This is a genomic window from Pontixanthobacter rizhaonensis (assembly GCF_012972675.1).
GTDB lineage: Bacteria > Pseudomonadota > Alphaproteobacteria > Sphingomonadales > Sphingomonadaceae > Pontixanthobacter > Pontixanthobacter rizhaonensis.
In genome coordinates, this window is sequence record NZ_JABCRE010000002.1 from 1,459,973 (window position 1) to 1,482,919 (window position 22,947).

A 22,947-nucleotide genomic window follows, 5' to 3' on the forward strand; every position below is an offset into this window, starting at 1 on the left:
ATTTTATGTGCCGCCAATTTAATGCGGCGCAAGTCCCGTTTCCAGCCCAGTGCGATCTTCCAATGCGAATCTGTCGAACAGATCGGCACTAGCTTTATTCAGGCCGACAATCCGCGTATGCCGGCCATTGCGGCGCATCCGGTCGACTACTTTATCCAGCGCCTCAATCGCAGAAATATCCCAGAAATGCGCGCCGGACACATCGATAACGACATGATGCGCTGCGTCGTCATATTGGCTTTCCGGGCCAAGTTCGCGCAGCAGACGGTCCACGCTGGCAAAGAAAATTTGGCCGGTCACGCGGTAGACAGAGCTATGTTCCCGCCGGGTACGCTCGACATTGAACATCGTCCGTACTTTACCAGCAAAGAAGATACCCGACAGCAACACACCGACCAAAACGCCAAGCGCCAGATCGTGTGTCCACACGACTACGACGACTGTTGCGACCATCACGATGGATGATGTCGGCGGGTGACGGCGCAAATTGGCGATCGAGTTCCAGCTGAATGTGCCAATCGACACCATGATCATCACCGCGACCAAGGCCGGCATTGGTACACTGCCGACATAGGGACCAAGTACGGTGAGAAGGAACAGCAGAAACGCGCCTGCGGTGAAGGTAGACAGGCGCCCACGGCCACCCGATGCCACATTGATCACTGACTGGCCGATCATCGCACAACCGCCCATACCGCCGAAGAATGCGGCCACGATATTGGCAATGCCCTGGCCGCCGCTTTCACGCTGTTTATTGCTGTCAGTGTGCGTCATATCATCGACAATCTGCGCAGTGAGCAAGCTTTCCAGCAAGCCAACCGCCGCCATTGTCAGCGAGTATGGCAAAATGATTTGCAGCGTTTCCCAAGTGAATGGAACGTTTGGAATAGCAAATACCGGCAGGCCGTCGGGCAGCTTGCCCTCGCCCGCCACGTTGTTCACCGGAATATTCCAGAACACCACAGCCGCAGTCAGGACAATAATCGCGACCAATGGGCTTGGGACAATTTTGGTAATGCGCGGGAAGCCGTAGATGATCGCGAGACCGGCGGCGACCATGACATAGGTTTCCCAGCCAACATTGGTCAGTTGCGGAATTTGCGCCATGAAGATCAGAATGGCCAGCGCGTTGACGAAGCCGGTAATCACGCTGCGGCTGACAAATTGCATCAGCAAATCGAGCCGCAGCAACGCCGCGATGCCTTGAATAATACCCATCAAAATGGTCGCGGCGAACAGATATTCGACCCCGTAATCCTTCACCAGCGGGATCACCACAACCGCGACCGCAGCGGTGGCAGCAGAGATCATGCCGGGCCGGCCGCCGACCAGCGCGATCACCATCGCAATGGCTACCGAAGCGTATAGGCCAACGCTGGGATCAACGCCCGCAATCAGGGAAAAACCAATGGCTTCTGGAATAAGTGCCAGAGATACCACAATACCAGCCAGAATATCTGCCCGGATATTACCGAACCATTCTTGCATAGTTTTGGAACGCGCAGGTGCAGCACCAGCAGTTGCAGCCGTCATAAATAAGTCCTGTGGAATGTGTTTGAAAGCCCCTCTGGTTCCAAACAGAATTTCTGTGAACGCTTCTTAGCCGCATATGCTGCAACGCACAACCAGCGCAAAAACGAGAGCGATTTCTGCCCCAAAAATTACCACCGACGCTCTGCAATTATTTGTTGCGAGTAATTATCATTAGCGTTAGCTTCTGTTCGAACTTGGAGGATGATCTGTGAAACAATCCGATTCTGCCAACAGCCCAACGCTGCTACCCATGCCGATACATGGTGTAGACCGCGCAGTCCTAATCATGATGCGCCGCATGGGCGGTTATGGCCTGCGCGATGCCCATGCAGCTATGCTGGCACTGAAACATTTTGGCACCGGCTTCCGCCAGCCATTGGTCCTGCTGCGCTGTTATATGGCCGAAATCGCCCAAGCCTCTGAACGCAGCATCATGATTGCCAATTGCTGCGCGCCCAAAATGACCCGCGATGAAGGGTTACTGCTGGAAACGCTGGCCCAAGCAGGGCAGCAACCCGGCGGCAATCCTGAGCGGGCACAGCGCAATCTGCAGGAACTGACCGGCGGCCGTAACGCCGGGCGCGCTCTGACGGTGGCAAGCGCATTCAGCAACGCGCTCCATAATTCCGGTATTCAGCTAGAGGGGTAAAACCGTGCGAGGTTAACTCGCCAGCATATCCTCGATCTGTCCAAGGCGTTCTTTGCCGAAGAACATTTCACCGCTAGCCGTATCGGTGCTGACATAAAATGTCGGAATACCAAAGGCACCGCGCTCCACGGCGGCTTCGGTATTGTCCATCAAAGCTTGTTTGACCGCTGGATCCTGGGTTGTCATCAACAGTTCCGCCGCATCGAAACCGGCAGCAACCAATACCGGGCCAACCGCTTCCGGATCGGTCGGATCGACGCCATCATGCCAAATAGCTGGAAACAACGCGTCGAGCATTTTGAGCCGATCATCATTACCCACCGCGCATAGCAACCGTTGGAGCATCACCGAGTTAAACGGGAATTTCGGGTTCATTTTCCAATCGGTAAAGCCATGTTTGGCAATGAACCGGTTCATTTCCAGCATGGCATATTCATTCTTGCCCTTCACCTCAGCATCGCGAATGAACGGCGGCGCGTTGCCGGTATGCTTGTGCATTCCGGCCAGAAAGACCGGTGTAATTTCAATCGCGGCGTCAGTCCGCTGGGCAATATCCTTGAGCGGGAAATACGCGAAATACGCGTTCGGGCTGACAAAATCGAAAATCAGTTCGACGGTTTTGGTCATACTACTCTCTCCCTAAAGGCCGGCAGCTTTGAGCGCCTGGTCCATATCTTCGATCAAATCTTGCACATCTTCCAAGCCGACATTGATCCGCAGCATACCCTCGCTCACGCCCATTTCTTCGCGGGCTTCTGCGCTCATACCGGCATGGGTTGTGCTGGCGGGGTGGCACATCAGGCTGCGTGCATCGCCAATATTGTTGCTGATATCGATCAGCTTGAGCGCATCCAAAATGGCATGAGCTTGCGGGCGCCCATCAACGGTAAAGCTAAAAATCGGACCGCAGGCATCCATCTGCTTTTGCGCCAAAGCGTAAGACGGGTGGCTCGCCAAGCCGGGATGCATCATGGTGCCGCCAGCCGCGGCAATCCGTTCCTCCATAAATTGCCCCAGCTTTAGCGCGTTTTCGCTGTGCTTGTGAGCGCGCAGGGACAGAGTCTCCAGCCCCTTCAGCACCACCCAAGCGTTAAACGGCGCGCAATTGGGGCCGGTATTGCGCTGGAACGGCAGCAAGCTATCATTGATAAATTCTTCTGATCCGCACACCGCACCGGCCAGCACGCGGCCCTGCCCATCCATCAGCTTGGTGGCAGAATAGGCGACAACATCGGCGCCAAATTCCATTGGCCGCTGCAAAGCCGGTGAACAAAATGCGTTATCGACCACGCTGGTAATGCCGTGAGCAGTGGCAAGACCGCAGACGTAATCCAAATCGACGATATCCAGTGTCGGGTTGGCCGGGCTTTCAAAGAAGAACACTTTGGTGTTGGGGCGGATTGCCGCTTCCCATGCAGCGTTATCTGCACTGTCCACCACTGTGGTTTCAATGCCAAAGCGCGGTAGCAAATTATCGACCAGCCAACGGCAGGATCCAAAAGCGGCCCGTGCAGCCACACAGTGATCCCCAGCGGATAATTGGCACAGCAAGGCCGCCGTCATCGCTGCCATCCCGCTCGCCTGAGCGCGGCAAGCCTGCGCCCCTTCCATCAGGGCAATCCGTTCTTCCAACATGGCCACAGTCGGGTTCTGAAGCCGGGAATAGGTCATGCCCTGCTCGTCACCCGCAAAGCGCGCAGCAACGGTTGCCGCATCATCATAGGTGTAGCCCGATGTCAGGAACAGCGCCTCGCTCGTTTCCCCGTGCTCGCTGCGCCACGTGCCGCCGCGCACAGCCTGCGTCGCAGGGCGCCACGATTGCGTGATAGAGCGATCAGTTCCGGTGGTCTTTTTCATGATTTGGTTTTCTGGGCCCTAAATTCAGTCGATGCGTTTAGTTTTGGAGGATGGTCGACGTTGCAATTCCGGCGATCTATCCTGCAGGCCGGTAATCGGCAAGCAAACTAAAGTTCGCCAGCCGCAATCCCTGCATCGGCTATTTCGCTGCGCCCGACTGCGTCCATCATCAATGCGCCTTCTATAATGGTAAACATCCGCCGTGCCCCGCCCACCGGGTCAGGATCATCAATCGGCATATGCTGTTCCAGCCATCCCAAAAGCTGATCCATCATAGCCTGCGCGCTGGCACGATAATGTTCATTCCCGCCAGACGCCCCTGCGACCAATTCCCACCATAGCCGCATGAACGGAGCGAAAGGCGGAGTTCGCGTGGTCCGGACAACTTGAACGACCGTATCCTTACGCGATGCCGCCGGTTCTGACGGGAACACCGCATCAAGCGACTGCGCATATAGGTCAGCGAGATATTTCAAAAGCTCGGCAAGCAACGCGTCCTTGCTGCCAAAATGATACAGCAGCATTCGGTCGCTTGTTCCCGCAGCCTTAGCCAATGGCCGCAAGCTGACCCCCGCCAAGCCATGCTGCAACACATGATCCGCGAGAAGCGGCAACAACATCTCACGCGACATCCGCTCTTTCACTGGCAATGTGTCTGGTTTCACCATTCAGCTATTGTAGCAGTCGCTACATGATGCTACAAGTGTAGCAACTGCTACATTCGAGTCGGGAGAATTGCTATGACGATATTTCAAATGCTGGCGTTGGCCGGAGCTGTGGTGGCGGTGCCCGTCATTATCTACCTCGCAATGGCACAGAAGCTGTCTGAAAACGCTATCCTAGCCGCCTCGCTATCGGCTGGTTTCGGCGCATTTACTGCGGTTACTCTATGGTCAGAGGGTATTGTGCCGCTGGTTGCCAATCACACGGTTAACCTATGGGGCGTTCAGGTCTGGTATGACCTACTGATCTCGGTCACGGTCGCGCTATTCTTCATCATCCCGCGCGCGCGCAAGGTTGGTATGTCTATCCCGTTTTGGGTGATATTGGTCGGCAGCACGGCCAGCATCGCACTGCTGGCAATGATCGCCCGGCTATTTTGGTTGGAACACGCCTTAGCTGAAGACGCCGCCGACGCCGGATAAGCCTCGCCTATTTACGCAAGCTCGCGCTTTCTGGGATGAGGGAGCCGGTTTTCGGCACCATCGGCGCTCTCGTCAAACATCCGCCAGCCGTTGCGGTCGCGCAGCAATTCTGCGCTGCATCTCGTGCATGATGTGCGATTATTTCGCCCGTCATGCCACACGCGATTGCGATTTACACTGTGCCCTTTGGCAAGGCACATTACAGATTTTATCACCCCATCATCTCCTTCACACGACCCGTGAAGCCGATTTATGCGATTGTCTTACCGCTAACCCTGCGGACGTGATTGTACGTATTAGCCAAATGTAAAAGATTCGTGGCAAAAATTTTACATGTCTATGATCTGGACACTCCTTGCTGAGATCCCCGCACCCGCCTAACCCTGCAGAATGGTTGCTGCGCGTGAACCCGACTCTGATCCAATTCTATGGACCGTTCTGATTTGCCTTACTTTTTTGGCGCTTTCGGCCATCCGGCTCACAGTCCCTTCCGCCCCGTTTTTTGATGAAACGCATTATGTACCGGCAGCTCGCGCATTGCTCGACAACGGAGAATGGCTGAACCGCGAGCACCCGATTTTGGGCAAACAGTTGCTGGCATTGGGCATATGGACGTTTGGTGACACGCCGATCGGTTGGCGATTCGCGCCTGTCATCTTTGGCACGCTCGCGCTGATGGCAATGATGCGGGCGATGTGGTTCGCCAGCCTCTCGCGCTTTGCCGCACTCGCATTTGGTGTGCTGATCGCAACCGGCTTCATACTGTTCGTCCATACGCGGATCGCCATTCTGGACATCTTCATGGTCGCGTTTTTTGCCATTGTTTTGTGGCAATGCGCGGCCGCATTACGCCAACCGGAAACCGGCCGGTGGAGGTTGGCGATTGCCGGCATTGCGACCGGGCTGGCGATGGCTTCCAAATGGAATGTAGTCTTTCTGGCGATGCTGCCCGGCCTCGCATTTTTTACGGTACGCCTTACCGCAGGCCGCAAACGATTACTGGTTAGTCGGCGCGGCATTCCGGTACCCGGCATATCTCTGCTAGAAGCCATGTTCTGGCTCGGTGTGCTGCCCTTGGTGATCTATTGGCTGACGTTCTGGCCCGCATATCTGGCCCCGGACAGACCACTGGAATTCGGCGGCTTCATCGCGCTGCATGCTGATATGATCGCCTTGCAGCAATCGGTTAAACAAGAGCATCCTTATCAAAGCAATTGGCCCGATTGGGTGCTGAATATCCGGGCTATCTGGTATCTGTATGAACCTGTTGATGGAACACAGCGGGGTATTGTCCTGATTGGCAATCCACTGACTATGCTGCTTGGCTTACCTGCGCTTGCATGGTGCGCTTGGCAGGGGTTCACCCAAAAGCGCTGGGATGCACTGGCCGTGGTGGTTCTCTATGCGGTCAGCATCGGCATGTGGATGATCGTCAACAAACCGATCCAGTTCTATTATCACTATTTTCTGCCCAGCTGTTTCTTGCTCGCCGCATTGGCGTTGGCATTGGATGCGATGTGGCAACGCGGTATTCGCTGGATCCCGATCACGGTGCTGACCAGCAGCGCCGCGATGTTTGTCTATTTTTTCCCGATCGTAAGCGCCGCCCCGCTCAGTGATCCTGGTGCATTCCAACAATGGATGTGGCTTAGCAGCTGGCGTTAATACCGTCCCCAAACAAAGCGGCTCGACAGGGCATAATTCCATACTGCCCCGATAATGATACCCACCAACGCGGCCAATAGCCAATAGACACCCCGCGCCTCCAGCACGGTTGCGGCTGCTACATTGGCGAAGGCACCGATGGAGCAGGTGACGCAAAATCCCAACCACCCTTTGGCCATAGAGGCAAACCCGATCAGCCTTTGGTCGCGATAAGTCAGTGCGTTGTTGAGCCAGAAGTTAAAACTCATCGCCGCGAAAGTTGCGCCTATACTCGCCCACAGGAAATCGCTGCCTAACAGGCGGAACAGCAGCGCAAGCACGCTCATATGGACGACCACGCCGACCGCGCCGACTGTGCCAAACAATGCGAAACGCGTGGGAATTATCTGGCCGAAAAACCGATCATACAGGCCGGTAAGAAATTCAAACGCTATGACGCGGTCCAATTTACTTTGCCCGCTGCGGCGCTCGCCAAAGGTCAGCGGCAGCTCAGCCACTTTAAGCGTAGACGACGCGGCAAGTATATCCAGCAACAGTTTGAAACCAATACCGGATAATTTGGGGGCAAGTACCCTCAGCCGGTCCGTTTCCATCACAAAGAACCCGCTCATCGGGTCGGTAAGATCCATGCCGGTGATACGCCGCGCAATGCGGTTGGCCCAGCCTGAGGCCGCCAGCCGATCCTGGTTAGCCAGCCCGTCAGCCGCCGCCCCATCCATAAACCGTGACCCCACAGCGATATCTGCCTGCCCGGAACGGACGCGGTCGAGCATATGCGGCAACATAGCGGGATCATGCTGGTGATCGGCATCCATCAGCGCAACATAGGGCGCGGCGGTGGCACACATCCCTTCAATTGCAGCAGACGCCAGACCTTGCCGGCCAATACGGTGTAATATGCGGATACGGGGGTCGGCACGCGCCAGACGGCGCGCTTCGTCCGCAGTGCCATCAGTGCTATCATCATCAACGATTATCGCTTCCCAAGCGATATCGCCCAACGCTGCAGCAATACGGTCAATCAGCGGGGCCAGATTGTCACGCTCATTGAGCGTGGGCAGTATGATTGCAAGTTCGGGCATCCCCGCCCTTATACGGGCCTGACCGCATCCGGCCAAACTCACAAACGTGCGAGTACCGCATCCCCGATGGCAGATGTCCCCAGATCACCGCCCAAATCACCGCCTCGGACGCCGTCCGCAAGCGCCGCCGAAACCGCATTCTCAATCCGCACGGCTTGCGCCTCGTTCCCGAAGGAATGCCTTAGCATCATCGCCGCAGACAATATCATTGCCATCGGGTTGGCAATGCCTTGCCCAGCAATATCCGGCGCGCTGCCATGGATCGGTTCATACAGGCCAAACGTGCCAAATTCGGTGGTCCGTTCGCCCAAAGATGCGCTGGCGAGCAGGCCGATAGAGCCAACACACATACTGGCAAGATCCGACAAGATATCGCCAAACAAATTGCCCGTCAGAACGACATCAAATTGACCGGGATCTTTGACCATCTGCATCGCCGCATTATCGACATACATATGGCTGAGCGTGACATCAGGATATTCCGCCGCAACTTCGATTACTACGTCGCGCCATAGCTGACTGGTTTCCAGTACGTTGGCTTTATCAACACTGCACAGTTTGGAACCGCGCTTGCGTGCCGCCTGAAAACCCGAATGGGCAATGCGGCGAACCTCGCTTTCGGAATAGGACATCATGTCCCATCCCTCGCGCTCCCCCTCAGGGGTTTCGCGCATACCTTTATCGCCGAAATACACGTCACCGTTTAGCTCGCGCACGATCAGCATATCAATCGAACGCGCAAGTTCAGGCTTCAAGCCCGACATATCTTCCAGCCCTGCAAAAACCGTCGCTGGCCGCAGGTTGGAGAACAAGCCAAGCTCTGCCCGCAAACCCAGCACGGCCTGCTCTGGCCGCAAATGCCGTTCCAGATTGTCGCACGTCGGATCTCCGACCGCGCCGAATAGCACCGCATCGGATGCACGCGCTATATCCAACGTCTCAGCAGGCAATGGATGGCCATGCCGGTGATAGGCTACGCCGCCCACATCACCTTCAAACAATGTCAAACCGGGGAGGTCGACCGCCTCCAGCACGCGAACCGCTTCACGAGTGACTTCTTGTCCAATACCGTCGCCGGCAAACACTGCAATTTTCATGAATTCTCAGTCCCCGAAATTTTGGCAAGCCGCGTCCGCAGCAAGGTTCGGGCCGACATAACATCGCCATAGGTGCCAGCAAGCAAGTGTTTCTCTATCGGGGTAAACAATCGGTCGAAGGTCGCCATGGCATCGTCAAAACCCGACACTTGCGGCGCAGTCCCGCCGCCATATCCCAGATCGCGCAATAACAATATCTCATAGGTTACCAGCGCACCAAGCCAGCCCCGCGCCGAGGGGGCACCGCAAATCGCATCCAGCACCGCTTTGAGCACCGTATATAATTCGGGATAGCTTTGCCGTTCGGGCAAAACCGAGGCGGTGAGTGATGTGAGCCAGTTGATCGCGGCAGCCGGTAGGGGTTCAGACAACCACGGCCCGCGGCTTTCCAGCAATTCCAACCGGGCGAAAGGCAATTGGCTGTCCGACTTCGCGCGTAATTCCGCATCCACCAGATTTCCCGGTATCACAACAGGCCGCAAATGCCGGCCCCGCCCGCCAGCCACATATCCGGCCAACATGCCGTATTCTTCGGTTAAGATACGGGCGATGACCGCGGTTTCACCATGCGGCCGGGCCGACAGGAAAATACCCTGCGCGCGCGCATTCATTTGGCAGCCTGAGCCCGTCCGTTCGGCCGGTCAGCAGTCTGCCACCTGCCCCCAGTGGCACCGCATGGAGCAATGGGTACATTACCAAGCTGCGCAAACCGGTTCTTGAAATGTTGTCCTGAAAACAGAACGGGCATGGTTTACTTAGCGAGCTTGGCTTCGATCGCATCCAAACGCGCAGACAATTTCTCGTTTTCCTCACGCGCTTTAGCAGCCATATCTTTTACTGCATCGAACTCGTCACGATCAACAAAGTCCATGCCGCCCATCGTTTCTTTGATCCGTTCACGGGCGCTTTCGCGCGCTTCGCGAGTCATGCCCGCAAATGTGCCAGCGGCACCATTCATCAGTTTCACAAAATCGGCGATCATGGGGTTTTGGCTTTGCATGGATTCTATGTGGGTTCTTATGCGGTTTTTGTCCAGTCCCGCAGGCGATGCAGTGATCGTGGCGGATATGCTAAAAACCAAGTCGCGGCAGCCATAGGGCAAGGGGCCGCCCGCAACGAAGCGATCTTTGATCGTGAAAGTGAGGATAGCCTAAGGGAACGGAAGCGACCGCCGGCGCCTGAGGCTAAACCAAAAGCGCCCTAAATCTCGAAGCGCTGCATGGCTTGGGTCGGGTCTTGCCCGTCCGCATCGGGGTTCAGTTTCAGAAATTCGTAATTGAGCAGCGTCGCGAAACACACCCAAGCGAGATAGGGGATAAGCAACACTGCGGCGAGTTTCCTGACGCGGTAAAAAAGCGCCATCACCACCAGCAAAGTAACCACGATGGCAACCAGCGTATATAGCCCGAACGTCAATTGATAAGCACCGAAGAAAATCGGTGTCCACGACAGGTTGAGCGCGAAATGCAGCACGAAAACAACCAACGCTGCGGTTCGCCCGCGCGCACCCCACGCAGCGCAAATTAAAGCCGCGGCAAAGCCGATCATCACATATAAGATTGTCCAGACGATCCCGAACCATTTGGGTTCCGGATAGATATCCGGCTTAATCAGGCTTTGAAACCAAATGCTGTCTGGTCCGCCGCCGAACTGACCCGCGAGAAAACCCAGCAACACACAGGACGGCACAGTCAGTAAAGCCCAGCGGAAGAAGCTGGCACGCAATTGCCCTTTGGAAGCCAAACCCGAATTACTCATCTGAGGTCCTCAATTGATTCGCAGTGCGATTGTCTTGGCCCGTCAATGCGAATGCCGCAATGGCTGCACGGGCAGTAATCCGCATCCTGTCCCGCATTGAGTCAATCCGCGTGTCAATCCGGCAATCAACCCTGCTGGATTGCTCACCCGCGCACAGCGGAAATCAGGAATTCCACATTGCCTTCGGGGCCGGTGATCGGACTGCGGGTGATGCCATCAATGGCCCACCCCTCATTAGCGAGCCATTCCTGCACTTCATCGCACACCCGGCGGTGTAAAGCTTCGTCACGAATAACCCCGCCCTTCCCCACTTCCTCGCGGCGGACTTCAAATTGCGGCTTGATGAGCGCGACCAACCGGCAATGCGCCGCAGCGAGTCTGAGCGGTACTTCCAATACTTTGCGTAAACTAATGAAGGATGCGTCACAGACCACCCAGCTATAGGGGTGAGGGATCATATCAGGCGTCAAAATTCTTGCGCTGGTTTGCTCCAGCACAGTTACCCGGTCATCCTGCCGCAGCTTCCACGCCAGTTGATTGGTCCCGCTATCCACCGCGATCACGTGATCCGCACCGCCTTGCAGCAGCACGTCCGTAAATCCGCCGGTAGAGCTGCCCACATCCATTGCCGTGACGCCAGAGGGATCCAGACCATATTCTTCCAACGCATGGGCCAGTTTAATACCGCCCCGGCTGACCCACGGATGGTCGCGCCCGCGCACATCCAGCGGGGCATCTTCGGGCAATTGCTGCCCCGACTTGGAAAGTTTGGTTTCCCCGGAAAAAACCAGACCTGCCATCACCAACGCCTGTGCCCGGGTGCGGCTTTCCACAAGCCCCCGTTCCACCAGCATTTGATCAAGACGTCGCTTTTTTGCCATAGACCTGACCGCCGATAGCCGCCATGAGCAGGCAAAGAAACCGATATTGCGGTAAACAAATTGAGAGAAGTTGCTTTGAACACTCTACGCGCCGTCGCCTTAGTACCATCATTGGCACTCGCTTGCTGCACGCCAGCGCCTGAACCGACCCCGCTACCATCGCCAGTATCCCAGCCGGCACCAAGGCCTGCGCCAGCCGCGCCGCCGGTCGTCCAAGAGCCGGTTTACGAGAATTTTCTCGATGCACCGCAAACGCCAGGCAATTGGACATATCGCAATGGCGACGGTTTCAGCTATGCTTTGTTTTCGCCAGCCAGCGAACCTGCTCGCTTCGGAATAGAATGTATGAAACCCAGCCGCCAAATCCGGCTGGTTCGCGGAACCGGCGGCTCTGGCCCCACCCCAATGCGCATCCGCACCGAAACTGCCCAGCGCTTAATCACGGCCAATCCCGACAGAAGCGGCCGCCCGATGCTGGTCGCCACATTGCCAGCCGGCGATAAGCTGCTTGATGCGATGGCGCTCAGCCGCGGCCGCTTTGCGGTGGAAACTGGCGGTGTTGAAACGCTGTATCTGCCTGCATGGGCAGAGGTTACCCGTGTGATCGAGGATTGCCGCTAAACCGCCCTGATCCGCAAACATCACCCATCATCGGGTAAAAGCTGAAATCAAGGCTTGCATTGCGCGGCCAAAAGACTCAGATTGCAATCAAGATCAGCGGCGAACGCGGTCTTGGGCTCCCCGGTGAACGGCGGGCTCTGGCTTTATAGCGCGAAAGGAGGTGATCCGATGTCTCATGGTTCAGTATTAATGGGGTCGGTTAAGTTCCACACGGGAAATTATTGCGGCTAAACTGCAATAAAGTTTTCGTGGGCGGCACTTCCGGCCGCTGACCATGCGAAAGGCGGTACTCAGCTCAGCTGGGGCCGCCTTTCACATTTTTGGCATTAGCTTTTCCTGACACACAGACATAATTCCCTCGCTTGCGAAACACAAAAACTCGCACTAACCGAGCGGTATGGAATTCAAGACACTCCCTCACCCGTCACCCACCCCCGCCGCAGACCGCACAGCGGCCTTAGTCGATCCCGGTTTTGGCAAGCTGTTCTCCGATCACATGGTGGTCATTGATTATGTCGAAGGCAAAGGATGGCATAATGCTATGGTTGGCCCGCGGGAACCGATTGCGCTCGATCCGGCAGCCTCCGTTCTGCACTATGCGCAGGAAATCTTTGAAGGCATGAAGGCCTACCGTCAGGATGATGGCGGCATCGCACTGTTCCGCCCTGAAGAAAATGCGCGCCGCCTGAATGCAAGCGCCGACCGGATGGCCATGCCGCATATTCCCGAAGACCTGTTCATCGAAGCGGTCCAGAAACTGGTGGCGATTGATCGTGATTGGTTTCCTTCGGTTGAAGGCGGATCGCTGTATCTGCGCCCCTTCATGTTTGCGAGCGAAGCCTTTTTGGGTGTTCGGCCAGCGACGGAATATAAGTTCGTGGTGATCGCCAGTCCGGCCGGGAATTATTTTAAATCGGGCGTTCCAGCCGTTTCGATCTGGACCAGCGAATATTCGCGAGCGGCTCCAGGTGGCACTGGCGCAGCGAAAACCGGCGGTAATTACGCCGCCAGCCTTGTGCCAACGCGTGAGGCGTTCAACCGCGGCCATGATCAAGTGCTGTTCCTTGATGCGGTGGAGCACAAATGGATCGAAGAACTTGGCGGAATGAACCTGTTCTTCGTGATGGATGATGGCACTGTCATCACCCCGCCACTCACTGGTACAATCCTGCCCGGCATTACCCGTAACAGCCTGATTCAATTGCTGCGCGATGAAGGCCTGACAGTGCGCGCGGAAATGTACAGCATCGACCAATGGCGCGCTGATGCGACCAGCGGTAAGTTGCTGGAAACAATGGCGTGCGGTACCGCTGCGGTGGTAACGCCGGTCGGCACAGTCGATGGCAAAGACGGCGCCTTCACCATCGGCAGCGGCGGCCCGGGGCAGCTCACCAACAAGCTTCGCGAACAATTGGTCGGCATTCAACGCGGCGCTGTGGAAGACACTCACGGTTGGGTAATGCGGCTAGACTAAACCAGACATTGCGCTGCATCTTGCATCTGCATACGGGATGCAATCCTATGGCTGATTTCCGCTTTGCCTAAGCTGGCCTGAGCCCATCGCGAAGTGCATCGATTAACCAGCGGGTGGCAGGGCCCGGCTTTGTGTCGCGCCGCCACAATGCGCTGATCACATATCCGTCGCCCGGCTTCTCCGGCAGATCAAGCTCAACCAAAATGCCGCTGGCCAGATCATCTTCCACCGCGTGACGCGGCATATTGCCCCAACCAATACCTTCTTTCAGAAGCGCGTGCTTTGCGCCCAGATCGGCCAGCCGCCAGCTTTCCGGGCTGAGGACCGAAAACTCGCGGCCTTTGGTAAGCGGGGAGCGGTCAGATAGTACCAATTGCAAATGTTTGCGGCTTTCACCCGGCTGTGTCCCTGCTTGTGCCAGCGGGTGACCGGGCGCGGCAACCGGGATCAGCTCAACCTCCCCGATAGCTTGACGGTCCAATTGCGGATGGTCAGCCACCACGGGGCCTGCCACAGCGAGCTCCGCCTCTTCCTCCAACAAACACGCGGCCACTGCTCCCAAAGCCTCTACGTGCAAGCGCAAAGCAACTGTCGGAAACATGGTGCGAAACTCCCGCAGCACCCGTGCGGTAACTTCCCCCGGTACCATCACGTCAACCACCAGCGAGACGTCGCTTTCCAGACCCGAATGGAGACTGCGGGTCTTGGCGAGCAGCGCATCCACCCGATCCGTTACGGCGCAGGCTTCTGCCAGTAATCCCAGACCGGCATCGGTCAACGAAGGTTTGCGCGACCCTTCTCGCGCAAATAGAGTGACGCCCAATTGCGCCTCCATCTGCGCGATGCCGTAACTGATCGCGGAGATCGCCCGGCCCATTCGCTTGGCTGCACCGCCAAAGCTGCCCTCCTCCTCCACGGCGAGGAATATCCGCAACTGGTCGAGTGTGGGTTCACCAATTCTCACAGCATCACCTTATATTCTAAATATCCGAACATTATGAGTTATTTTATCTCACTTATCTGAATTTAGAACAAGCCCTATCTCCACCTCAACACAAACACAGATCACGGAGATTTCGCATGATCGAATTACGCCCGTTTAACTCGCTCGGCTCTGCCAATCACGGCTGGCTTGACGCGCATCATCATTTCTCTTTCGCCAGCTATCATGACCCCAAACGGGTCAACTGGGGCGCTTTGCGCGTGTGGAACGACGATACCATCGAGGCAGGAACTGGTTTCCCGACGCACCCTCACGAGGACATGGAAATCATCACCTATGTCCGCAAAGGTGCCATCACCCACCGCGATAGCATGGGCAATGAAGGACGGACCGAGGCCGGTGATGTTCAAGTGATGAGCGCCGGTACAGGCGTCAAACACTCCGAGTATAACCGCGAGGATGAAGACACCACTCTGTTCCAGATCTGGATCATTCCTGACGAGCGTGGCGGCGAACCAAGCTGGGGCGCAGCCAAGTTCCCAAAAGATGACCGCAGCGGGCACTTCGTACCGCTCGCGTCAGGCGATGCCAGTGACAATGGCGCCCTGCCGATCCGGGCAAATGCCCATGTTTTGGGTGCGACGGTAAAGGCCGGCGAAAGCGTCACCTATCAGGCATCGGCTGACCGGCACCTCTATCTGGTTCCGGCCACAGGCAAGATCGAGGTCGGAGGCGTGGAAGCGCAGGCCCGGGACGGCGTCGCCATTACTCAATTGGACAGCATCACCATCACCGCACTTGAGGACAGCGAACTTGTCCTCGTCGACGCGGCGTGAATTCAGGAGACTATCATATGACCAACATTCTACACATCAGCGCCAGCATTCGCGGCGATGAGTCCGTATCGCGTACCCTTAGTACTGCATTGGCAACGGGGCTGGCTGCCAAGACAGCGGGCACGGTTACGCACCGTGACTTGTCTGCCAACACATTGCCCTATGTCGATGCAGCAATCTTCGCCGCCAATGGAACAGCAGCAGGGGATCGCACAGCGCAGCAGCAACAGCTTGCCGCCATTGGCGATGAACTGATCGCTGAACTGCAAGCAGCCGACACCATTGTCCTGGGCGTACCGATCTATAATTTCGGAGTGCCCGCAATCGTCAAAGCTTGGGCGGATCTGGTGGCCCGTGCGGGTACCACCTTTGCCTATACCCCCGATGGGCCCAAGGGTCTGCTGGAAGGGAAGAAAGCCTATATCACAGTCGCATCGGGCGGCACGGCAGTTGGTAGCGATATCGATTTTATGACCCCGTGGCTGACATTCTTTCTTGGCTTCCTCGGCATTCACGATGTGAAAGTTATCGCGGCAGACGGCATCATGGGCAGCGATGGAGAAGCCAAGATTGCTGAAGCAACCGCAACAGTGCACACTCTCACGAACTAAAACGGCGGAGGGAAAACACCATTATGACACATACTGACACTTCTGGCGGCGTATCGCGTGATGCGGCGGCATTGATTGGCCGGGTATTGCTGGCTGCTCTGTTCATCATAGCTGGCGTCAATAAGTTGACCGACCCGGCAGGGACCATTGGCTATATCGGATCGGTCGGACTGCCCTTACCCGAAGTCGCTTACGCCGGAACGGTTGCGGTCGAGATATTGGGCGGACTGGCATTGTTGATCGGCTTCAAGGCACGGTGGGCCGGTTTGGCTCTTGGCCTGTTCTGCGTCGCCACTGCGGTGCTGTTCCATAATGACTTCAGCCAGCAAAGCGAGATGACAGCATTCCTCAAGAACCTCGCCATTGGCGGCGGTATGTTCCAAGTCTTTGCCTTTGGTCCGGGAAAGTACTCGCTCGATAAAGGGTGAACAATACTCATCGCGGTGAAGTGCCGGGGAGCGTCAGTTTTCCGGTACTTTGCTGCTAAGCTCTTCCAACCACACATCGGCCACTGCATCGCTCGGTGCGCGCCAATCGCCGCGCGGCGATAATGCCCCGCCAGCGCTGACTTTGGGACCATTGGGCAAGGCGCTGCGCTTAAACTGGCTGAACTGGAAGAACCGCCACAAAAACTTCTCCAGCCACATACGAATGGTGGCCAGATCATATTGGTTTTTCTTCGCTTCAGGAAAATCCGCTGGCCACAGACCTTCGCCCGCATCTTTCCAAGCGTGATAAGCCAAAAACGCGACTTTGCTGGGCCGCTGCCCCCAGCGGATGATATGATGCAGGAAGAAATCGTTCAGCTCATACGGGCCGATCTTGCTTTCTGTGCTTTGCATCCCGCCCTGTTCATCGGCAGGGACCAATTCCGGGCTGATTTCCGTATCGAGGATCGCTTGCAGGACATCATCGGTGGCTGCATCAAACTGGCTGGTTTGGATCGACCATCGGATCAGATACTGGATCAGTGTTTTGGGTACGCCAGCATTAACGCCGTAATGGCTCATCTGGTCACCCACGCCATAGGTACACCAACCCAGAGCCAGTTCAGACAGATCACCTGTGCCCAGTACAAAGCCACTATGCTGCCCTGAAAGGCGGAACAGATAATCTGTGCGCAGGCCCGCCTGAACATTCTCGAACGTCACATCATATTCCGGCTGCCCATCTGCAAAGGGATGGCCGATATCTTCCAGCATTTTGGTCGCCGCCGGAACAATATCAATCTCCTCGGCCGATATGCCCATCGCCTCCATCAGTTTCCACGCATTGCTTTTGGTGTAATCGGATGTGCCAAAGCCCGGCATGGTGAAACCTTTGATCATCTTCCGGTCCAGCCCAAGCCGGTCACACGTCTTCGCAGCAACAATCAGCGCATGGGTGCTGTCCAGCCCGCCAGAAATGCCGATTACGATGCTTTTGGCTTTGGTGGCGGTTATCCGCCGCATCAAACCGTCGATCTGAATATTGAACGCCTCGTAGCAATCCTCGTCCAGCTTGTTGGCGCGATTGGGCACAAAGGGGAAGCGCCGGATCGGGCGGTGCAAGCCGATATCGCCGCCAACTGATTTGTGCTCAAAACTAATGGTACGGAACCAGTTTTCCGGGCAATCCTCCGCCTCCGCAGCGTCGTTGAATGTCTGATTGCGCATCCGTTCCGAAACTATCCGGTCGCAATCCACATCCGCTATGCTGAGCTGCGCGTCCAAGCTGAACCGCTCGCTTTCCGCCAACAAATCACCCAATTCATAGATCATGCCCTGCCCGTCCCACGCGAGGTCGGTGGTGCTTTCACCATGCCCGCTGGCGGAATAGGCATAGGCAGCGATGGCGCGGCTCGATTGCGCGCGCGCCAGCATATGCCGTTCATCAGACTTACCGATCGTGACGTTGGATGCCGACAGATTGGCAAGGATTGTCGCCCCTGCCAAAGCGCCCAAAGTCGATGGCGGATTGGGGCTCCAGTAATCCTCGCAAATCTCGGCAAAGACTTTGAACCCGGGCAAGTTTGACGCGGCAAAAATCAGATCGGTCCCGAACGGAGCGGTCAATCCGGCCACAGTAATGTCCTGCCCCTGCACACTGCGACCATGCGCAAACCAGCGTTTCTCGTAATATTCTCGGTAATTGGGAAGGAAGCTTTTGGGGATCACGCCCAGCAATTTGCCGCCCGCAATTACCAAGGCACAATTGAATATTTTTCCATTCCGCCGCAGCGGCGCGCCGATCATCAGCATCGGTGCCAACTTAGCCGACGCACTCACGATCGCCCCGATTGCTGTTTCTACCGCATCCAGCAACGCCGCCTGCAAATGCAGATCATCAATGGCGTAAGATGAAACGCACAGCTCCGGATATACCACCAGATCAACCCGGGCATCATGGGCCCGCTTGGCCTCTGCCAAAATGGCATCACGATTAAACGCCACATCCGCAGTGCGTACCTGCGGTGTGCTGGTCGCGATCCTGACAAAGCCGTGCGCGTGCGCGTTGTAGAAATCGGAAGTATCGTTGATCATGTGGGTCGGGCTTTCAGGAAGGGTCGTAGTGTCAGCAGGGGCAAGCCAATCGGCTGGTTCGCAAATACCAAGCTGGGACAAGCGCGTTTGCACGGCAGCGCGGGCAATCTTGCCCTTCACTTCCCAGCCATAGACCGTGCGGCTCGGCCATGGTTTTGGCGCGCCATATTGCGCCCCGAATTCTTCGGCATTGAGCGGCGGAGAATGGGCCTCCCGCCACAATCGTATTTTTTGACCTGCACTATGCATATCGAACAAGTATCCCAAAAGGATACCGAAAGGCAAGGGCTGCTTCTAGGCAAGCAATCCGATCTTTGCTTGTTCTCGTAACCCGTGCGCTCCACCTATCGAACATACAAGAACACGATGCAGGAGAATTCCGATGGCAGATCCGACATACACCCCGCCCGCAATATGGACATATGATAGCGAAAGCGGGGGCCGCTTTGCCGCGATCAACCGCCCAACGGCTGGCGCTCAACGGGAAGAGGAATTGCCTAAAGGTAAGCACCCGCACCAACTCTATTCCTTGGCGACGCCCAATGGAGTGAAAGCCAACATCATCTTTGAAGAACTGCTAGAAGCGGGGCATTCCGATGCTGAATATGACGCATGGATCATCAATATCGGTGAAGGCGCGCAGTTCACCAGCGGTTTTGTCGACATCAATCCGAACTCTAAAATTCCGGCGATGGTCGATTTTTCTGCCTCATCACCGATCCGCGTCTTTGAAAGCGGCGCCATTCTGATGCACATGGCCGAAAAGTTCGGCAAATTTCTTCCAACAGATGCAGCAGCACGCGCCGAAACACTTAGCTGGCTGTTTTGGCAAGTCGGTAGCGCCCCCTTTATCGGTGGCGGTTTCGGCCACTTCTACGCCTATGCGCCGGAGAAATACGAATACGCCATCAACCGCTATTCGATGGAAACCAAACGCTTGTTCGATGTGGCTAACAACCGGTTGAAGGAAACGCGGTTTCTGGCCGGTGACGACTACACGATTGCTGACATGGCTGCCGCCCCGTGGCTCGCCCCCTTTACCACTGGCGAGATTTACAACGATGCGAAGACGTTCCTGTCGATTGATGAATATGAAGCGGTGAATCGGTGGGCATCCGAAGTGATGAATCGCCCAGCCGTAAAACGCGCCAAAATGGTCAACCGGACCTGGGGTGAAGAAGGAACCAACGTTCCCAACCGCCATTCAGCCGATGATTTTCCCAAGTCGTAAGGCGTAAACGGGCCTAAATTCACGAAGTGGGGCAATTTGATACGATTGCCCCCTTCCCTTCCCAGATTGGCGCGCTATATGGGCCGTCCCTGACAACGCTTTGACAGATTCTGTTATAGTATGGTCAGGCTGCTGGGGCGTCGCCAAGTGGTAAGGCACCGCTTTTTGGTAGCGGCATTCGCAGGTTCGATCCCTGCCGCCCCAGCCATTTTCTTATCGAAAATGACAGCGCCGTTCGGGTGGCGCAGGTTCGATCCCTGCCGCCCCAGCCATTTTCTTATCGAAAATGACAGCGCCGTTCGGGTGGCGCAGGTTTGATCCCTGTCACCGAGCTGTTTTCTTTCATAGATTTGAGGAACGATCCCCGGCCTATTCGGATACGGCGCCAGGATCACTATCTGATCCGGCTTCGGCAGCATCTGCCTCATCCGCATCATCATCGGCAGGCTCTTCAACAGCAGCGTCACGGGGATAATCCTCCGCGAGCCGGTCCTCGACCGCTTTGCTGAGGTCTGCGATCCGTTCTGCGTTGACGCCCAAATCGCTGGTGCCGACGCGCGAAGTGGATCGGAAATCAACATTTACGCCGCCTTCTACCGCGCGGATACGGGCTACGATGTCATCCTGGAAACCGTACCAGAACACGGTTGCTGTGCCTTCTACGGTACCGGCATCCTCATCTGCCACAACGCCAGAGAAGCCGCGCATTTCCATTGCGCCCTTAACTGCTGCCAGCACGTCTTCAGGACTATGCTGGACATACAGCGTCTCAAGATCGGGATAACCCTCTGCAATCAAAGTTGCGGCGGTCACATCAGCCAGTTCCGCATTGCCTTTCCACATATCCTGCTGGCCAAGCGGCGCGGCAAAATCGATCATTGGATTAGCACCTGCATCAGCGCGCGCCTTTAGCAAGTCGGCTGAATAGGCAGGGGCATCATCAGTGTTGGTGGTGATGTCATAGATAAACGGGAATTTAGCCGCAGTGCTTTGCAACCCCGCCAAACCGCCAAAGAAGGCAAGCGGGACAATCAAGGCCAACAGCGCCGACAGAAAACCGCTGCGCGGCTTCATAACCAGCGATACGACAATGCCGATTAGCGCAAGAACGCCGATAATACCGGCTGCAATCAGCCCCCAGCCAATTGTCATGGTGCCAAAGGCAAACAGCTTGTCGATCAGGCCAAATTTGGCACCGAACATGGCAATGGCGAGCCAGATAACGAAAATAATGGCGAGAGCCAGCGCGAGACGCGGCGTTTTTCTAAGAATGTTCATGCGGCGCGTGATGCACCACCAAGCCATCCGTCGCAAGAGCAACGCAACGCGCAGTATCTAATCAGCAGTCTGTTCCAGCACAGGTTGCGGGTTATTGGGCGTGAGGATCAATGTGCTGTCTTCCACCCGCCATCCTTTCAAACGCGATAGCAAGTTCATGCCGATGACATTGGTATCACCCAGATTAGGTGCCATGACGGCATCAAGGCCGCGCGCCGCGACATTGCCGAACCGCAATTCATCAATTGTCGTAACCTCTGCCGTGATTGTCCCGTTCGCGGTGTTGAGCGTAATCGGGATGCCGCCGCGCCGCGGTTCCAGCCCGGCACGCTCTGCCACAGGCATGGAGACTGCCGTCAGCGTTGCGCCAGTATCAATCATGAAATCTACCGGCGTGCCATTTACGTTGGCTTCCAGCCAGTAATGCCCGTCTGGCGCCAGCGGGATGCGCGTTTCACCGCCTTCAACCACTTGGTCAGGCAGGCCGACGCCTTCCAATGCAAAATCCAATCGCGGGTCAAAGCGCGACATTTGCAGCACGACCGTGACCAATATTCCCGCAAGCGCAATCGTGCTGGTGGTCCGGATCAAACCGCCAAGCGGGATTTCTCGACGGGCCATGATGGAACCAAGCCAGCCCATCAATACTGCAGCAACGGTGGCGACCAACAGGCCAGATCGCGGCACCGCTTCAATCAGCGCGCTGCTTGTCTGCCACAGATCAGCCAAGTTGCCGGGTACTTCCATGGATGTCATATAGGGGCCGCATGGCTGCTGGTCCATGAACGGGACCGAAAATAGCCGCTAAAGGGCCGCAACGACCGCCTCAGCCATTGCCCGGCCAGACAGCCAGGCCCCTTCAACTTTGGGCTTGACCAACCAGTCGCCCGCCGCGCCGATACGCCGCTTCTCGTCCCACAATACGCGCGGTGTCGCATTGGGTCGCGGCATAGAATAGCGCCAACGATGGGCGGTCAGATATGTTGGCGTGACCGCCGTTATGCCGGCCTCTTCAAAGAACCGCGCCAGTAATTTGGGCGCAGCCACTGCTGCATCATCTTCCAAATGCTCGCGGGAATAAACAGCCGAAGCCTGTATAACCCAGCTTTCAGGACCGGACCGATCAGGCTTTGCGCTGTTACGCGACGCCCATGACACGTCAGCCTTGGGTGCCCAGATCGTATCTGTATCAATCGGTAGCGTCCGATCAAACGCCGCCATCACGGTCCAGCACGGATCCGATACCACCCCATCAGCAAATCGTGCCATATCCGGCATGACATCGCTTAACAAATCAGCCGTTTGTTCAGCCGGAATGGCGCATACACAGTGCGAAACCTTCTCCGCCCCGCCGTCATGCTCGAGCAACCAACCGGCATTCTCGGAACGAACCTGAGTGATCCGTGTACCCCACCGAACATCGAGGGATTTGGCCATATGTTTAAGCGGCCCGTTCATGCCCGGAATACCGACATAGGCGTTCTCTCCCGCCGCTGGCCAATTCGCGACCACGCCCCTCGCCAGCCATTTGCCAATAGTGGCAGTGAAGGTGGAATCGTGCGCAGTGAAATATTGGGCGCCGTGGTCAAAGAACAGCATTTCGCCATCATGCTCTGCGCGCCGGGTTGCCATCCGTCCGCCGGGCCCACGCCCTTTGTCGAACAACACCGTCGGAATGCCCTGTTTATTGAGCTCTGTCGCGCAAGCCAGCCCTGCCATTCCAGCGCCGACTATCCCGATACAAACACCGCCCTGATCCGTCAT

The 22,947-nt window shown here is 56.4% G+C and carries 24 protein-coding genes and 1 tRNA gene; 10 read left to right on the forward strand and 15 right to left on the reverse strand.

From position 1 onward, the window contains the following. Positions 1-18 precede the first annotated feature (18 nt). Complete coding sequence (locus tag HKD42_RS06960; RefSeq protein ID WP_246236886.1) at positions 19-1,488, reverse strand: SulP family inorganic anion transporter; 1,470 nt, start codon at positions 1,486-1,488, stop codon at positions 19-21. A gap of 253 nt (positions 1,489-1,741) precedes the next feature. Here HKD42_RS06960 and HKD42_RS06965 point away from each other — a divergent pair, with 253 nt between their 5' ends. Then, complete coding sequence (locus HKD42_RS06965) at positions 1,742-2,182, forward strand: DUF6628 family protein (RefSeq protein ID WP_170011623.1); 441 nt, start codon at positions 1,742-1,744, stop codon at positions 2,180-2,182. Between the two features lie 12 nt (positions 2,183-2,194). Here the strand turns inward: HKD42_RS06965 and HKD42_RS06970 are convergent, their stop codons facing one another. The 3 genes from HKD42_RS06970 to HKD42_RS06980 form a co-directional block, all read right to left on the reverse strand. Next, positions 2,195-2,809, reverse strand: a complete 615-nt coding sequence (locus HKD42_RS06970) for a 2-hydroxychromene-2-carboxylate isomerase (RefSeq protein ID WP_170011625.1) — start codon at positions 2,807-2,809, stop codon at positions 2,195-2,197. 12 nt (positions 2,810-2,821) lie between these two features. After that, positions 2,822-4,039 (reverse strand): trans-sulfuration enzyme family protein, encoded by a 1,218-nt coding sequence (locus HKD42_RS06975; protein WP_170011627.1) that lies wholly within the window; start codon positions 4,037-4,039, stop codon positions 2,822-2,824. Positions 4,040-4,146: 107 nt separating this feature from the next. Next, entirely contained in the window at positions 4,147-4,707 is a 561-nt protein-coding gene (locus HKD42_RS06980; RefSeq protein ID WP_246236780.1) for a TetR/AcrR family transcriptional regulator, read from the reverse strand. Positions 4,708-4,779: 72 nt separating this feature from the next. Here HKD42_RS06980 and HKD42_RS06985 point away from each other — a divergent pair, with 72 nt between their 5' ends. Together HKD42_RS06985 and HKD42_RS06990 are read left to right on the forward strand one after the other, a co-directional pair. After that, positions 4,780-5,184, forward strand: coding sequence for a hypothetical protein (locus tag HKD42_RS06985; protein WP_170011629.1), 405 nt, complete (start codon positions 4,780-4,782; stop codon positions 5,182-5,184). Positions 5,185-5,574: 390 nt separating this feature from the next. After that, positions 5,575-6,849, forward strand: a complete 1,275-nt coding sequence (locus tag HKD42_RS06990; protein WP_170011638.1) for a phospholipid carrier-dependent glycosyltransferase — start codon at positions 5,575-5,577, stop codon at positions 6,847-6,849. Here the strand turns inward: HKD42_RS06990 and HKD42_RS06995 are convergent. The 6 genes from HKD42_RS06995 to HKD42_RS07020 all read right to left on the reverse strand — a co-directional run bounded on the left by HKD42_RS06995 (position 6,846) and on the right by HKD42_RS07020 (position 11,667). After that, positions 6,846-7,931 carry a glycosyltransferase family 2 protein gene (locus HKD42_RS06995; protein WP_170011640.1) on the reverse strand — a complete coding sequence of 362 codons (1,086 nt, stop codon included), beginning with the start codon at positions 7,929-7,931 and terminating at the stop codon, positions 6,846-6,848. The genes HKD42_RS06990 and HKD42_RS06995 overlap by 4 nt on opposite strands. 38 nt (positions 7,932-7,969) lie before the next feature. Continuing rightward, positions 7,970-9,028 carry a 3-isopropylmalate dehydrogenase gene (gene leuB / locus HKD42_RS07000; RefSeq protein ID WP_170011642.1) on the reverse strand — a complete coding sequence of 353 codons (1,059 nt, stop codon included), beginning with the start codon at positions 9,026-9,028 and terminating at the stop codon, positions 7,970-7,972. Beyond that, the gene (gene recO, locus HKD42_RS07005) at positions 9,025-9,639 is read right to left on the reverse strand and encodes a DNA repair protein RecO (protein ID WP_170011644.1); all 615 of its coding nucleotides are present in this window, start codon (positions 9,637-9,639) and stop codon (positions 9,025-9,027) included. The genes leuB and recO overlap by 4 nt, the downstream gene beginning before the upstream one ends. A gap of 140 nt (positions 9,640-9,779) precedes the next feature. Beyond that, complete coding sequence (locus tag HKD42_RS07010; RefSeq protein WP_170011646.1) at positions 9,780-10,028, reverse strand: accessory factor UbiK family protein; 249 nt, start codon at positions 10,026-10,028, stop codon at positions 9,780-9,782. 200 nt (positions 10,029-10,228) lie between these two features. Next, positions 10,229-10,786 (reverse strand): TspO/MBR family protein, encoded by a 558-nt coding sequence (locus HKD42_RS07015; RefSeq protein ID WP_170011648.1) that lies wholly within the window; start codon positions 10,784-10,786, stop codon positions 10,229-10,231. A 143-nt stretch (positions 10,787-10,929) separates the two neighbouring features. Beyond that, a complete protein-coding gene (locus HKD42_RS07020) occupies positions 10,930-11,667 on the reverse strand; it encodes a TlyA family RNA methyltransferase (protein WP_170011650.1) in 738 nt (245 codons plus the stop codon). Positions 11,668-11,742: 75 nt separating this feature from the next. Between HKD42_RS07020 and HKD42_RS07025 the strand changes: the two genes are divergently transcribed. Then, positions 11,743-12,288, forward strand: a complete 546-nt coding sequence (locus HKD42_RS07025; RefSeq protein ID WP_170011652.1) for a hypothetical protein — start codon at positions 11,743-11,745, stop codon at positions 12,286-12,288. A gap of 397 nt (positions 12,289-12,685) precedes the next feature. Next, positions 12,686-13,762 carry a branched-chain amino acid aminotransferase gene (locus HKD42_RS07030; RefSeq protein ID WP_170011654.1) on the forward strand — a complete coding sequence of 359 codons (1,077 nt, stop codon included), beginning with the start codon at positions 12,686-12,688 and terminating at the stop codon, positions 13,760-13,762. Between the two features lie 67 nt (positions 13,763-13,829). Here HKD42_RS07030 and HKD42_RS07035 read toward each other — a convergent pair whose 3' ends face one another. Next, complete coding sequence (locus tag HKD42_RS07035) at positions 13,830-14,726, reverse strand: LysR substrate-binding domain-containing protein (RefSeq protein ID WP_170011656.1); 897 nt, start codon at positions 14,724-14,726, stop codon at positions 13,830-13,832. Positions 14,727-14,842: 116 nt separating this feature from the next. Here HKD42_RS07035 and HKD42_RS07040 point away from each other — a divergent pair, with 116 nt between their 5' ends. Genes HKD42_RS07040 through HKD42_RS07050 form a run of 3 tightly spaced genes read left to right on the forward strand, consistent with a single transcriptional unit; the run spans position 14,843 to position 16,580 of the window. Then, on the forward strand, positions 14,843-15,541 hold the full coding sequence (locus HKD42_RS07040; RefSeq protein WP_170011658.1) for a pirin family protein: 699 nt from the start codon (positions 14,843-14,845) through the stop codon (positions 15,539-15,541). A 17-nt stretch (positions 15,542-15,558) separates the two neighbouring features. After that, positions 15,559-16,152: an FMN-dependent NADH-azoreductase gene (locus HKD42_RS07045; RefSeq protein ID WP_170011660.1), complete on the forward strand. Its 594-nt coding sequence runs from the start codon at positions 15,559-15,561 to the stop codon at positions 16,150-16,152. A gap of 23 nt (positions 16,153-16,175) precedes the next feature. Continuing rightward, on the forward strand, positions 16,176-16,580 hold the full coding sequence (locus HKD42_RS07050) for a DoxX family protein (RefSeq protein ID WP_170011662.1): 405 nt from the start codon (positions 16,176-16,178) through the stop codon (positions 16,578-16,580). Positions 16,581-16,613: 33 nt separating this feature from the next. Here the strand turns inward: HKD42_RS07050 and HKD42_RS07055 are convergent, their stop codons facing one another. Then, positions 16,614-18,923 (reverse strand): NAD(+) synthase, encoded by a 2,310-nt coding sequence (locus tag HKD42_RS07055; RefSeq protein ID WP_170011664.1) that lies wholly within the window; start codon positions 18,921-18,923, stop codon positions 16,614-16,616. A 133-nt stretch (positions 18,924-19,056) separates the two neighbouring features. Between HKD42_RS07055 and yghU the strand changes: the two genes are divergently transcribed. Both yghU and HKD42_RS07065 read left to right on the forward strand, forming a co-directional pair. Then, the gene (gene yghU / locus HKD42_RS07060; protein WP_170011666.1) at positions 19,057-19,905 is read left to right on the forward strand and encodes a glutathione-dependent disulfide-bond oxidoreductase; all 849 of its coding nucleotides are present in this window, start codon (positions 19,057-19,059) and stop codon (positions 19,903-19,905) included. 133 nt (positions 19,906-20,038) lie between these two features. Continuing rightward, a tRNA-Gln gene (locus tag HKD42_RS07065) sits at positions 20,039-20,113 on the forward strand. Between the two features lie 161 nt (positions 20,114-20,274). Here HKD42_RS07065 and HKD42_RS07070 read toward each other — a convergent pair. Genes HKD42_RS07070 through HKD42_RS07080 form a run of 3 tightly spaced genes read right to left on the reverse strand, consistent with a single transcriptional unit; the run spans position 20,275 to position 22,947 of the window. Continuing rightward, the gene (locus tag HKD42_RS07070) at positions 20,275-21,183 is read right to left on the reverse strand and encodes a DUF1499 domain-containing protein (RefSeq protein ID WP_170011668.1); all 909 of its coding nucleotides are present in this window, start codon (positions 21,181-21,183) and stop codon (positions 20,275-20,277) included. Between the two features lie 57 nt (positions 21,184-21,240). Beyond that, the gene (locus HKD42_RS07075; RefSeq protein ID WP_246236782.1) at positions 21,241-21,966 is read right to left on the reverse strand and encodes a retropepsin-like aspartic protease family protein; all 726 of its coding nucleotides are present in this window, start codon (positions 21,964-21,966) and stop codon (positions 21,241-21,243) included. A gap of 21 nt (positions 21,967-21,987) precedes the next feature. Further along, positions 21,988-22,947 carry an NAD(P)/FAD-dependent oxidoreductase gene (locus HKD42_RS07080; RefSeq protein ID WP_170011670.1) on the reverse strand — a complete coding sequence of 320 codons (960 nt, stop codon included), beginning with the start codon at positions 22,945-22,947 and terminating at the stop codon, positions 21,988-21,990.

Bases quoted from the DNA above. Each gene is read 5' to 3' on its own strand.
- HKD42_RS06960 (WP_246236886.1), bottom strand. From the start codon at position 1,488: ATGCAAGAATGGTTCGGTAATATCCGGGCAGATATTCTGGCTGGTATT.
- HKD42_RS06970 (WP_170011625.1), bottom strand. From the start codon at position 2,809: ATGACCAAAACCGTCGAACTGATTTTCGATTTTGTCAGCCCGAACGCG.
- HKD42_RS06975 (WP_170011627.1), bottom strand. From the start codon at position 4,039: ATGAAAAAGACCACCGGAACTGATCGCTCTATCACGCAATCGTGGCGC.
- HKD42_RS06980 (WP_246236780.1), bottom strand. From the start codon at position 4,707: ATGGTGAAACCAGACACATTGCCAGTGAAAGAGCGGATGTCGCGTGAG.
- HKD42_RS06985 (WP_170011629.1), top strand. From the start codon at position 4,780: ATGACGATATTTCAAATGCTGGCGTTGGCCGGAGCTGTGGTGGCGGTG.
- HKD42_RS06990 (WP_170011638.1), top strand. From the start codon at position 5,575: ATGGTTGCTGCGCGTGAACCCGACTCTGATCCAATTCTATGGACCGTT.
- HKD42_RS06995 (WP_170011640.1), bottom strand. From the start codon at position 7,931: ATGCCCGAACTTGCAATCATACTGCCCACGCTCAATGAGCGTGACAAT.
- leuB (WP_170011642.1), bottom strand. From the start codon at position 9,028: ATGAAAATTGCAGTGTTTGCCGGCGACGGTATTGGACAAGAAGTCACT.
- recO (WP_170011644.1), bottom strand. From the start codon at position 9,639: ATGAATGCGCGCGCGCAGGGTATTTTCCTGTCGGCCCGGCCGCATGGT.
- HKD42_RS07010 (WP_170011646.1), bottom strand. From the start codon at position 10,028: ATGCAAAGCCAAAACCCCATGATCGCCGATTTTGTGAAACTGATGAAT.
- HKD42_RS07015 (WP_170011648.1), bottom strand. From the start codon at position 10,786: ATGAGTAATTCGGGTTTGGCTTCCAAAGGGCAATTGCGTGCCAGCTTC.
- HKD42_RS07020 (WP_170011650.1), bottom strand. From the start codon at position 11,667: ATGGCAAAAAAGCGACGTCTTGATCAAATGCTGGTGGAACGGGGGCTT.
- HKD42_RS07030 (WP_170011654.1), top strand. From the start codon at position 12,686: ATGGAATTCAAGACACTCCCTCACCCGTCACCCACCCCCGCCGCAGAC.
- HKD42_RS07040 (WP_170011658.1), top strand. From the start codon at position 14,843: ATGATCGAATTACGCCCGTTTAACTCGCTCGGCTCTGCCAATCACGGC.
- HKD42_RS07045 (WP_170011660.1), top strand. From the start codon at position 15,559: ATGACCAACATTCTACACATCAGCGCCAGCATTCGCGGCGATGAGTCC.
- HKD42_RS07050 (WP_170011662.1), top strand. From the start codon at position 16,176: ATGACACATACTGACACTTCTGGCGGCGTATCGCGTGATGCGGCGGCA.
- HKD42_RS07055 (WP_170011664.1), bottom strand. From the start codon at position 18,923: ATGCATAGTGCAGGTCAAAAAATACGATTGTGGCGGGAGGCCCATTCT.
- yghU (WP_170011666.1), top strand. From the start codon at position 19,057: ATGGCAGATCCGACATACACCCCGCCCGCAATATGGACATATGATAGC.
- HKD42_RS07070 (WP_170011668.1), bottom strand. From the start codon at position 21,183: ATGAACATTCTTAGAAAAACGCCGCGTCTCGCGCTGGCTCTCGCCATT.
- HKD42_RS07075 (WP_246236782.1), bottom strand. From the start codon at position 21,966: ATGGACCAGCAGCCATGCGGCCCCTATATGACATCCATGGAAGTACCC.
- HKD42_RS07080 (WP_170011670.1), bottom strand. From the start codon at position 22,947: ATGACGGATCAGGGCGGTGTTTGTATCGGGATAGTCGGCGCTGGAATG.